This is a genomic window from Acinetobacter higginsii, from assembly GCF_000369525.1.
In the GTDB taxonomy this organism is placed as follows: Bacteria; Pseudomonadota; Gammaproteobacteria; order Pseudomonadales; family Moraxellaceae; genus Acinetobacter; species Acinetobacter higginsii.
Map to the genome: position 1 here is coordinate 831,854 of NZ_KB850072.1, position 13,931 is coordinate 845,784.

General features: G+C 39.6%; 2 protein-coding genes. One reads left to right on the forward strand and one right to left on the reverse strand.

Annotated elements, in window-relative coordinates; genetic code table 11:
• Window positions 1–19 precede the first annotated feature (19 nt).
• Window positions 20–550 (reverse strand): hypothetical protein, encoded by a 531-nt coding sequence (locus tag F902_RS09900; protein ID WP_005203117.1) that lies wholly within the window; start codon window positions 548–550, stop codon window positions 20–22.
• A gap of 99 nt (window positions 551–649) precedes the next feature.
• Between F902_RS09900 and F902_RS09905 the strand changes: the two genes are divergently transcribed.
• Window positions 650–13,876, forward strand: a complete 13,227-nt coding sequence (locus F902_RS09905) for a PLxRFG domain-containing protein (protein ID WP_005203118.1) — start codon at window positions 650–652, stop codon at window positions 13,874–13,876.
• The last annotated feature ends 55 nt before the right edge of the window (window positions 13,877–13,931 follow it).

Sequence of the window (13,931 nt, forward strand, 5' to 3'; positions counted from 1 at the left end):
AGTAGCCACTGTTGGGTGGCTACACTTTATTTTTAGTATCAATAGTTCTTATTGTATTAATTAGCATCTCTTTGTTTTTATTAAAATCTAAATAATGCTGATAAGAGTTTTTTACTTTATTGTGATATTTGAAGTAGATGTATAAAAAGAGAATAGCATGAAAAATAGCGCCTAAAATCAAAGTACCAAATAGCAATAGAGATAGTGATGGAAATAGTTCAGTAGTAAAAGAACCAGAAACAAAAAGAGGAATATATATAAGACCAGCAGCAATTATATAGCAGTATTTAATGTTTTTAGAGCAGTTTTGTATAGACTGAATATCTTTAATAATCATAATCTTAGTTTTTCTTTTTAGTTTTCTATTGAGCTCTTTTTTAGATAATTTTTCTAATGGAATATTACGGATAATAAAATATTCTACAAAACATACAAGTCCGACAGTTAAAATCAATGTTGTTATGCCTGAAATATTATATTTACCAATAAGCCATAAATTAAAAAGAAGAATTATGGCGCAAATAATTCGAATTTTAGTAGTCACTGTCATTTCTTATTCCCCAATAATAATTCTGAAAGTCTACCCCTCTAAGGTTCGACCTTTATAACCCTTTTATCCATGCTATGCACATACCAAAAGGAGTGCATCATGTCAGAATCTACCCTAAAACCATTTACAGGTAAACTTGACGACAATACTAATTCTAAACAACAGCCAACATTAAAACCATTTACAGGTGCACTTGATGGTGAGGAGAAAGGTGTTGCTGGTCACTTGAAAGATACTGGTTTATCAGCATTAAAAGGTGCTGTAGCGGTACCTGAATTAGGTGTAGGCGTCATGGATATGATGTCTGATGGTGCTGTAGGGAAAACACTTGAAAATAATGATGGTGTTATTGGCTTCCGACCAAAAGAAGCAAAACAGGCTCTTGGTGAATCACATACTGACCAATATAAGAAACAACAACAAGCCTTTGCTGATGCTGGAAAAGATGGAAATTGGGTAGATAAGGTTGTAGATAAAACCAAAGTTGCTTTAACAAACCCATCATTAATTACAAATACTGTTGTTGAGTCTGTGCCAGCAATGTTGGCTGGTGGCGTAATCGGTCGTGCAAGTGGTATTGTAAATCCTGTAGTAGCCGGTGCTGTTGGAGAAGGCTCAGTCATGGCAGGTAGCCAAGCTGAACAAATACGCCAAGATACTGTAGATGGTCGACTAACTGCTGATCAATCTTTGGCAGGTGCAGCAACAGGTGTCTTAGGTGGTATTTTTGGTTTTGCTGGCGGTAGACTTGCCCAAAAAATGGGTATTGGCGATGCAGAAACTATGTTGGTTAATGGTAGATTTGGTCCAGCAGAAATAGCTGGCGAGATTGCCTCAACGCCTGCGAAATCTGTACCTCGACGCATCATTGAGGGTGCAATTTCAGAAGGATTTTTGGAGGAATTACCACAATCTGTATCTGAACAGATTTTACAGAATCTTGCATTAGATAAGCCCTGGAGTGAAGGAGTTGAAGATGCTGCTGTAATGGGAACTTTGGCAGGCATGGCCATGGGTGGTGCAGCCAATATCATTTCTGGCCACAATCAAAATAATGATACTCAAGATAATCAAACTGAGTCTAATCTACCTACCGCCCCAATAGCACCACCCCAATTAGGTTCTGGTACTGATAATTCTTTGACTGGTGAATATATTCCACGTTCAGAAACTTCAATTGGAACTAATGGACAAACTCGCACATCATTTGTGTACGATCAGCCTTCTACGGAGGCAGATAATTTATTGGGCAATAGTAACGAATCCAATTTTAGTGGCTCAACTGGTTTAGACCCATCAAATAATCCTTTATCTCCAAATGGTGGCAAATACCTTGATATTCCTCAACCACAATTACCATCTGAACAACTTGGGATTAATCCTAATAATGGACCAATGTCATCAGCTGCAGCTTTAGCTGTAGATAGTGGAGCATCGCAAGTTATTCAAGATACTAATTCTCAGCCAGTAACAACTGCCGACTCAATAAAACATGGAATGAGTGAAATCAGTAGAGGAATGGATGAAGGTGCGCGTGAACAGGTTGCCCAATATATCAATGAAGGTAAAACAGAAAGATTGACATATCGTAAAGATGACGCAATTCAGTCTGCATTATCTAACCCAAATTATAATGTTCAATCAAATGCAGATGGTAGCGTGACAGTTATTGGTGTTAAAACCGCTGATAATGTATGGCATGGAATTTCTAATGAAGGTAATAGCAATCAACAAATTGGCGTGCAACAACAAGACAAGCCTGTTTTTTCCAGTAATGAATCTGTCGGAACTATGCGCTATGCGCAAGATATTACCACTCAGGCACTAGAATATTACAAAAATGATAATGCTGAACTCTTAGATAGAAAATCATCATTGACAGGGAAAGGGCCTGCTACAGATTTGCTGTACTACAAAAACTCTCCTTCATTCAGCAATGTTCAAGTCGAAGATGCTGGTAATAAAGCAGTGGTCAAGCTTACTAATGCAAAAACAGGGCAAATTACTGAGCGTGAATATCCAAAATCTTTGATTGCATTCAATGATTTCTTGGATTCAAACACAAAGAATGCTGTAACTCCAGTTAATGATAATACTGATGTAATAGCCAATCTTGAGCAAAAATTGGCAGATTCTAAAAGTGTTGTGAAAAAAGCTCAGATCAGAAAGGAGATCGATAGCCTAAAAAATTCTTCTCCAAGTGTAGAAATTGAGCAGGCTGTAAAATCTAAGGATATTGAGCAATCAGCTAACGAAGCTGCAACGAGTCCTTTGAATAATGTTCCTGAGCCTACACCTGCTCAAATAGAAGCTGGTAACTATAAGAAAGGGCATATCAAATTTAAGGGTTTGGATATTTCAATTGAAAATCCAAAAGGCTCTAATCGCTCAGGTAAGCGCCCTGATGGTACTGAATGGTCGCATACTATGAGTGACCATTATGGATACATCAAACGCACTGAAGGAGCTGACAGTGAGCAAATTGATACATATATCGGGAAAAATCCAGATTCAGATCAAGTATTCATTGTTGACCAGCTTGACCAAGAAACAGGTGGTTTCGATGAGCATAAGGTTATGCTTGGTTTTGACAGCCAAGAAGCAGCTACGAGTGCTTATAAATCCAATTTTGATGAAGGATGGAAAGTTGGTCCGATTCGATCAATGAAAATTAATCAATTCAAAGATTGGCTAAAGAATGATGATACGACTAAACCATCTGTATCAAAAATACTTCCAAGTAAGAAAGAAACCAAAAATCTTGCTACAACGTTAAATAATATCCAACTATCTAATCGAGCACAGGCTGGATACGAATTAGCGAAAAATTCGGGTAACCGTATAATTTACAGCGATAATAAAGGTCAAATTGATACGGCTGATATTGTTGTTAACAGCCTTAATGCAAAGGGTCACGAGTTTTATTTAGCCTTAGGTACAGATAAGCATAGCGTAGGCAAATACAAAGTGATATCTGAACATGGTTTAACTGTAGGTGGTTTTCATGCTACTGAAGCTGAAGCATTAAAAGCATTTAATGACAAAATAAATAGTGTTACGGACAAGCAGTTACAGGAAGCATTTGAACGTGCTGCAAAAATTGTTCAAGATAGTGGTAAGTCCCAAGATGATTTCAAACAACAATTTGAAAATGGGCTTTATAGTCGTAAGACTGCAACGACTCAAAACAATCAGGATTCGGGTAATGCAAACTCTATACAAACCAAAAATCTATCCAGTAACGATACGAAACCATCTTCAACAGATGGCACCACTGGCAATCGAAATAGCCAACCGTTGGATGATGGGTTGGCAAAAACGAGTGGAAGCACTGATCGTGACAGGGGAGTATCTGGACGCACTGAAAAATCAGGAAGAACAGGAACGGACAGCGTACAGCAACGAACAGAGCCGTCATCTGGCACGTCACGAGATAGCGGAACTGTACGGGCTGGAAGCAGCACCACCGTATCCGAGCGAGAGTCAGAGTTAGATCCAGCGACCGCAGAAATCTCAGAAAAACCTGTATTAGATAATGACTTTAATTTACAGGATGAGGAAATTGGCAAAGGTGGTATACGCCAAAAATATAAAGATAATATTGCTACCATAAAAATACTAAAAACGTTGGAGTTAGAGAACCGTGTTGCTACACCTGAAGAACGTAAGCAAATTGCACAATACGTTGGGTGGGGAGCTTTAAAAGGCGTATTTGATAAAGACAATAAACAATGGTCTAAAGAATACAACGAACTTAAATCATTACTTTCTGATGCTGAGTACGCAGCTGCACGAGCATCAGTTTTAAATGCCCATTACACATCGAAAGATGTAGTGAATGGCATAATATCCATTGTAGAGCGCCTTGGATTCAAGAGTGGACGTGTGCTTGAGCCGTCAGTGGGGACAGGTAATTTCTTTGGTTTAATGCCAGCCAGTTTGCGAAAAAAATCGGAACTACACGGAGTAGAGCTTGACCCAATTACAAGTCAAATCGTTGCTGCACTCTACCCAAGCGCCAAAATAGCAAAGGCAACAGGTTTTCAGGACTTTCAAGTTCCTGCTGAATATTTTGATTTAGTAATTGGTAATCCTCCATTTGGTAATGAACCAGTTGTCGATAATGACCGTAGTCCATATTCAGGATTCTCAATCCATAACTATTTCTTTGCTAAGTCCATAGATAAACTTCGTCCTGGTGGTGTGTTGGCTATGGTGGTATCTCATAATTTTATGGATGCGCGGACCAACAATAACCGAAAGTGGATAGCTGAACGGGCCGATCTTTTAGCTGCAGTGCGCTTACCTAACACCGCATTTAAAGAAAATGCTGGTACAGAGGTTGTCACAGACATCATCGTATTGCGTAAACGTGGTAAAGATGAAAAGTCTAGTAATGTTGAGTGGGTTGAAACTGGTCTTGAAACTTTGGTTAATACCAAGACGGGTGAGGAATCTCAACACCATGTTAATAACTATTTTATAAATAATCCAAAGCATATTTTGGGTGAATCTACTGCCACGGGTTCAATGTATAAAGCGAATGAATATACAGTTGAATCTTTGAATTATCCGCTTGGAAAGTTACTCAGTAATTGGGTATCAGAATATATTCCTGAAAATATTTATCAGCCTATTTCTCGGACTGATGTGATGTCCAGTGCAAATTATTCTGTTCCTGATGGAGTTAAAGTAGGCTCATTTTTTATCAATGATAAGGGTGACGTGTTACAGCGTGGTGAGGATGAGCTTGGTTCAAAAACAGCTCAATTATGGCTTTCTCCAAACAATAAAGCATTGGAGCGTATGAAAGGTATGATCGCTTTGCGTGATGCCTTGCGTGATCAGATGCGTATGGAAAAATCACTCGACGCAGATTCACAGCAAATTGAAGCAAACCGCAAAAAGTTAAATGATCTGTATGATCAGTTTCATAAAAACTTTGGTTATTTAAATAGCCAGACTAATAGACGGATTTTTCTGGATGATACCGAATCAGCTTTGGTACAGGCACTTGAATTTGATTATGACCGTGGTGTAAGTAAATCGGTAGCTGAGCGTGAAGAAATTGAAGCGCGTCCAGAATCAGCGAATAAAGCTGATATTTTCAAAATGCGTGTGCTTTTTCCACCAACCAATAACATTAAGGTCTATAACGCCAATGATGCATTACTAGCATCTTTGAACTACAAGGGTAAAGTTGATCTTGATTACATGGCTGAACTATACGATAAGCCTGTCGCTGAGATTGTGAGTGAATTGGGGGAATCTGTTTATAACGACCCAATTCGTGGCATGGTTATGGCTGACGAATATTTGTCAGGGGATGTGAAAACCAAGCTTGAAGAAGCACAAGCGATGGCAAAGAACGATTCAGAATTTAAGCGCAATGTTGAAGCCCTTAAAAAAACAATTCCTAAGGATAAATTGCCAAGCGAAATCCATGCAACTTTGGGGGCTAGCTTTATTCCTACCAAAATTTATGATGAGTTTGCCCAAGAAATAACAGGTATGAAGTTTGGTTTTCGTTATTTGAAAGCAACGGGCCAATGGATTGCAACGACTGATGGTACAGCCGATCCTGCATTAAATGTGGGTAAGTGGGGTACAGAGTCTATGCCTGCCGTAGATATTTTAACCCGTACAATGGCTGGACAAGGCGTTTTGGTTACCAAAACTAATAAAAGCCAACTTGGTGGTTCCCATACTGTTGTTATGGAGAAAGAAACTGAGGCCGCTCGTGAGAAACAGTCAGCTTTAAAAGTTGAATGGCAACGCTGGTTGTGGGCAGATCCTGATCGTGCTGAACAAGTGGCTACGATTTATAACGAGAAAATGAATAGGATTGTAAATCGGAAATTTGACGGTTCTCATCTTACATTTCCTGGCATGAATCCTATCATGGCATTATTGCCACATCAGAAAAATGCAGTCTGGCGAGTACTTCAAGATAGACAAGTATTACTTGATCATGTCGTAGGTGCTGGTAAAACATTTGAAATTGTCACTGCATTTATGGAAATGCGACGTTTAGGAATTGCCCGTAAGCCGTTTATTGCGGTACCAAATCATTTGACCTTGCAATGGCGTAGTGAATTTAACCGTCTGTATCCAGGTTCAAATATCTTGGCTGCTACCCCTGATGATTTCTCAAAGGGTAACCGTGAGAAATTTTTCTCAAAAATAATCACGGGTGATTGGGATGCAGTCATTGTTGGTCACTCATCACTGAAAAAAATTGCATTACCTGCCGAAACTGAAAAAGCAGTTTTGGAAGAACAAATAAACGAAATCACAGCGGCTATTGAGGATGTTAAGCGTGATCGTGGTGATCGAAATATTATCCGTGACATGGAAAATATTCGGACAAGATTGCAAAATCGAATGAAACAGCGGATTCAGAATCTTGGGGATCGAGATAAGGTCGTTACATTTGATGAATTGGGCGCGGATGCGTTTGCTGTAGATGAGTTGCATGAATTTAAGAATTTATTCTACAACACGACTATGCAGCGTGTACCAGGTATGGGAAATCCGAAAGGTTCAGATAAGGCATTTGACTTGTTCGTTAAATTACAATGGATGTTCAATACTTTTGGCAATGATAATGCAGCGGCAATTGGCGCCACTGGTACGCCTGTGTCAAATTCATTGGTAGAGATGTTTAACATGCAACGCCTGTTGCAATACCCAACTTTGAAAGCTAATGATCTTCATGTATTCGATGCTTGGGCCAAACAATTTGGCAGCGTTGAGTCTGTTTATGAAGTTTCGCCATCTGGTACAGGTTTCAGACAGTCAAACCGATTCAGTAAGTTTAAAAACCTGCCAGCATTAATGGCACTGTATAACAGTTTTGCCGATACTGTGACACTTGACGATCTGAAGGCTCAGGAAATTGCACGCGGTAAAACTTTTCCTGTACCAAAAATTGTAGGTGGTCGACCACAAAACGTAGTTGCTAAACGCTCTGATCAAGTTGCCGAGTTTATGGGTACACCTGAATTGGAAATTATAAATGGTCAGCCAGTTTTCCAATTTGACCCACGACAAGGAGATACCTTTGCATTTGCACCTCAGGATAATGGAAGTGTGTCACTTGGAATACTTGATGAGAGTGGTTTAGTTAAGGTTTCTGGACTTTTTGCAACAGAACAAGATGCACGCCTTGCACTTGTTGAATATGCTTTAACACCTAAGATATTTGTCGATGAGAAATCAATTTTAGGTCAATTCAATAATCTTAAAAGCCTTACCCAGCAAACGAAGGGTAAAATAAATGCCTTATCACTAACAGGTCAGGCGAATAAGGCAGGGTTGGATTATCGTCTAATTAATCCATCGGCACCTGATTTTAAAGATTCCAAAATAAATAAAGCAGTGGCTCATACCCTTGAGATTTATCAGAGATGGAATAAGGACAAAGGTACACAGTTAATTTTCTGTGATATGTCTATTCCATTATCTGCACGTAGCGGCTTTGCTAACAAGGAACGTCGGATTTACGTCAGAAATGACGGTAACCTTACACATAAGAAAGGAACCATGCATACAGTTGAAGGGCAAGAAGAATTACCTTTCTTTGTGGTAAAAGAAGGCAGTGGTAAAGATAAAACATCCTTTACTGTTTACGATGCCGTATCAGGTATGCGTGTTAAAGGTGGTATGCCAAGCAAGGCCATGGCCATTGAGCAAGCATCTCAGTTAATCAAGAATGAGGATTCTCGCCAGACTTGGATTAATGCGATTGAGCAGGCTGGTGAGATAGAACAGGATGTGATTGATGAATATAACAGTGAGCATGAAATTGATGCTGAGGCAGTAGAATCAATTACAAGAGATGATATTGCAGGCTCATCTGGAGCAACGCAATTTTCCGTGTACGATGACATTAAAGCTAAGTTGATCAAACGCGGGATTCCAGAGCGTGAAATAGCCTTTATCCACGACTACAACACTCCATCGGCAAAAGAAAAGCTCTTTAAAGCGGTAAATAGTGGAGCTGTCCGTGTACTTTTAGGCTCAACACAAAAGATGGGTGCTGGTACCAACGTTCAACAACGACTTGTTGCCCTACATCATATCGATGCGCCATGGAAACCAAGTGATCTGGAACAGCGCGAAGGACGTATTGTTCGTCGTGGCAATAGACTCTATGAAAGAGATCCTGAAAATTTTGAAGTTGCCATTTACCGCTACGCAACGGAACAGACCTATGATACCCGTCGCTGGCAGATTCTTGAGCATAAAGCCCGTGGTATCGAGCAGTTGCGGAACTACGATGGCTCATTAAATGAGATTGATGACATCGAGGGTGAAGCCGCAAATGCAGCTGATATGAAAGCAGCGGCATCTGGTGATCCATTAATTCTTGAAGAAACACAATTGCGTAATGAAGTTAGACGCTTGGAGACTTTGCAAAGTGCACATGTTGATGAAAAGCAAATGTTGCGTGGTCGTATCCGTCAGAATCAGCGTTTTATTAATGAAACTTCTCCTAGACTGTTAAGTGAATATAACTCGTTGATTGAGACAGCGAACAAACATCCCTTACCTGTCAAAGACAAATTTGTTGGAATAAAAGTTGATGGTCGTACAATCAATGACCGCGAAAAGGCTGTCACGACAATTCAATCTCAGCTTAAAAATGCATTTGCTGGTCAGCGTGAGGTGATATTCAATTATCGAGGTATATCGTTCAGTCTGGAAAATATTGCTGGACAGGTACACTTGAATTCACCAACCGAAAGAATGGCAACATTTGATACTACAAAAGATAATTTACCATCTGCATCAGGCATGCTTACACGGTTCGCAAATTACATAGGTCGTCTAAATGACCATGTTATTGAAATTGATCATGAAGTCGATGTAGCCAAAAATCAGATTGAATCGATGTCACTGCAGCTTGAGCAGCCATTTGCACAGGCACAAGATTTGATTAATGTGCGTGAAGCACATAAGCGTGTGCAACGTAGATTAATTGCCAAAGGACCAGAGATTCCCGCAAATCAGAAACCTATTTTGGAAAAAGCACTTAACAAACAACGAGCAGAACTTGAGGAATTAGGGTTAGGAGATACCCTCAAAGAGTTTGATGGAAATAATGATTTAAAAAATTGGTCCCGTGATGACTTGAAGCCAGATAATCAACGACGTGGGGCATCATCAATTGATACTATTTTCGGAACCCTTTCCCGTAATAGTGCCGTCCGTCACGTTGCGTCGATTCTTGATCATCTCAAATTGACCACTACACAGGATACGTCGACTGGAATCCTCAGAATTTCCGACAAGAGTGGTTTGGGTAGTTTCTCTGTGCAAGTTATTTCTAGCTTTGATGGTCTTCCGAAAGAAATACAGGAAGCCGCCACCTATCAAGATGAATATGGTAATACCCAAAACTATGTAGTAAGTGGCGTATGGCATGGCGATACTCTGTATTTAGTTGCAGATGGCATCGAAGGTAATAGTGATAAACAGATTACTACGTTTGAGGCCTATCAGGAAACTATAATACATGAAGTCATTGGACATTTTGGTGTTCAACAGATATTCGGTAATGAATATAAGACTAAATTCCAACAACTTTATAATGCTCTTGGGGGACTAAAGGGAATTAGAAAAATTGCGCGTGAGAATGGTGTGGATATGCCACAGTTTGAAAGTGCATATATTGAGCCATATACCCAAGGAGCAGAAAATGGGCTTTATGATCCTCTTGATGTACAACAAGCTTTAGTTGGGGAATTATTTGCATTTGTTGCCCAAAATCAGGAAAAAAAGCCATTTATAAGCCAGAAAATAAAAGAGGTAATTGGATATATTCGTCAGTGGTTCCGTGATCGTGGCTATGATAAATTTCTATCACGTTACAATGACTCTGATTTAATGATGTTTTTGTCAGAAGCTCGTAAGGCCGTAGTTGATCGCAGCTATTTGGGAAAATATAAAAATCAACAATTTCCATCTAAGATCAATTCTGATACTCCGCTTTATAGTCGTCGCACTAAAAGTAATTCAGGCACTACAATTCAACAAGCACGCGATGCATTGGTAAAACGTTTTGGCGAGGATACTATTGCCGAATTGGAACGCCAAGGTAAACTTGAAATTATTCAGGATTACCAAGTTGAAGGTGTTGAGGGTTTTTATCATAACGGCAAAGCGGTACTTGTAGCATCAAACCTAACCGATCACAGTGTCATACCAACATTCCTGCATGAGTTGGGTGGTCATGCTGGTTTTCAAAATATGATGACCCAAAAGCAATATAATGAATTGATGAGCCAATTTAATAAATTGGTTGATCAGGGCAACCCTGTTGCTATGGCTGCAAAATTACTTGCGGAACGTGAACTAGGTTCTGAGCGTCAACATCTAGAGTATTTGCCATACCTATTAACACTCTCATCAACTATGCAACAACGTAATGTAGTACAGCGTAATGCACTACAAAAACTTATAAACAATTTAGTGACGTATGTTAAAGCAACGCTATTTGATAATTTTGGAATAAATCTCAATCTTAACCCGAATGACATAGTTGCACTTGCTGAGCGAATGATTGAGAAATCCTCATATAATGCTGAAAATGTTAATTCACCTCTATATAGTCGTCAGTTTTTTGATAATACAATAAATAATTTAAGTGAAAGCATTAAACATTTGTCTGCAAAGTCGATCAAGGATAAAACAGGCTATAAAAAGACTGATTGGTTGGGTATGGGGCTATCTGCTTTAGGTCGTCGCCAGCTTACTGAAATTTATAGCAAAATACTTCCTCAGTTAAATCAATACAATGATTTGGCTGCTCAAATGGATGCTGATAAGAATGATGCTGGGGCGGAAGCTGATAGTATCGTGCGTGATTGGGCAAATCTAAAAGATGAAAGTCAGCTAGCAGATTTAATGCATGATGCGACTTTGGCAAAGATTGACCCAACTAAGCCATATGTAAAAGGAGATAGTGTTTCTCGATTCAAACAATTACGAGATGATTTCAACGCTTTATCACCAGAATCACAAGCAATGTTCATAAAAGCTCGTGATGCTTATAAAAAGCACTATGCGAAAGTGCATCAAGCTATCAAGGAACGTATCTTGCGTTCTGAACTGTCCAGCCAAAAGAAAGCGGATTTGCTGAAACAGATGGATGTCCAGTTCTTTGGTTATTCCAAAGGAGTGTATTTTCCTTTAGCTCGTTTCGGTAAATATGTTGTGGTGATGCGTAATCAAAATGGTGAAGTAGAAAGTGTCAGCCGTGCTGAAACAATGGGTGAGGCTCAGGCGTTACGGTCTGAACTTATGCAGAAATATCCAAATTATAATGTTGGTAAGACTAGATTGGATAAAGAATACAATGAAGATCGTGATGCTGTTGGTCGTGGGTTTATGACCAGTCTATTTGCAGAGGTGGATAATTTAGGTCTATCGACTGCGGAACAAGCTGAATTTGAAGATACCCTAAGTCAGCTTTATTTATCCTCTATGCCTGATTTGAGTTGGGCGAAACATGGGATTCACCGTAAAGGTACAGCAGGATTTAGCCAAGATGCTCGTCGAGCATTTGCACAGAATATGTTTCATGGTGCTGGTTATCTTGCCAAGTTACGCTATGGCGACCAATTGGCAGAGCAACTTGATGATATGCAAAAGTACGCTGATGAACAGGAAAAACAGGATAACTCTTATGACCAGCCCACAGCTCAACGTGTCATTGATGAAATGAATAAACGTCATAAAAATTTAATGAATCCTAAGTCAAATGCATTTTCAAGTGCCTTAACAAGCTTAGGATTTATCTATTATTTAGGTCTTTCACCAGCAGCAGCAATGGTCAACTTGTCCCAAACGGCATTAGTTGCATACCCGATCATGGGTGCAAAATGGGGCTTTGATAGAGCAGCAAGTGAATTACTGAAAGCCTCAAACGATTTTAGAAAGGGGGTGGATTTCCATAAAGTTAAATGGGATGGAACGAAAACTGAATTATACAAAACTATCAGTTCAGATATTTCAAAATTTCTAAATAAGGATGAAAAACAAGCTTATGATGATGCTGTTGCACGAGGGGTGATTGATGTAACTCAAGCACATGACTTAGCAGGCATTGCGCAAGGTGAAGATAGTGGAATCATGTGGAAAACACGACCAATCATGCGTGCAGCGAGTGTTATGTTCCATAGTGCTGAAAGGTTCAACCGTGAAGTAACATTTATTGCTTCATATCGTTTAGCTCGTAAAGCTGGAGCTACACACGATACTGCATTCGATCAAGCAGTTGATGCAACGTATAAGGGGCATTTTGATTACAGTTCAGGGAATCGACCTCGTATCATGCAAGGCAATGTTGCAAAGGTTCTTTTACTGTTTAAGCAGTTTGGCCAAAATATGATTTACACCTTGGCACGTCAGACTTTTCAATCAATTAAAGGTGCTACTGAAACGGAACGTAAAGAAGCTCGTAAGTCACTTGGTGCAATTTTAGCTATGCATGTCGCCTTTGCAGGAGCTCTTGGATTGCCTATGGTCGGTATGTTGTTGTCACTAGCATCTTGGGCTGGTGGTGATGATGATGATCCTTGGGACGCAGAAGTTGGTTTACGCAATTATTTAGCTGAAGCATTTGGGCCTACATTCTCAAATTTATTAATGAAAGGTGCACCACGAGCACTAACACCTTTAGACATGTCTGGACGCGTTGGTATTAATAACCTGCTATTACCAGATGTTCAGGAGGGGTTAGAAGGTAAACGTTGGGCTGAATCTGCAATGGCAGGTGCTCTTGGACCAGTAGCCGGTATTGGAACGAATCTTGTTAAAGGTGGTCAAGAAATAATAGAAGGTCAGGCATTACGAGGTATTGAGACAATGTTACCTGTATTCCTGAAAAATTTTGCCAAAACCTATCGATATGCTGATGAAGGAGTACAGGACAAAACAGGCATTTCGATTATGGACGAAGTAAGTTCTATGGATCTTCTAGTACAAGGTATGGGTTTCTCTCCATCAGATGTCCGAACCTCTAATGAGGGTAAGTCAGCGATTTACCAGATGAATAGAAGGTTGAATGAACGTCGCAGCCGCCTCATGACATTATGGTCAAGAGCAAGAATGATTGATGATCAAAATGAAATGGATAAAATTTGGGATGAAATTCAAGGCTTCAATGAAAAGAATCCTTCACGTCGTATAACTAGAATGAATCTTAATCAAAGTTATCGTAATCGACAACGTCGCATAGATCGTGCGGAAGATGGCATATATTTGTCTCGTAATCGTCAAGATGCCCGTGAAGCTGGTCGTTTTGCGTTCGGTGAGTAACCCCCTGTAAGCCTCGAATAAATATCCTATTTCTATAAAACTCTGCGTTAAGACG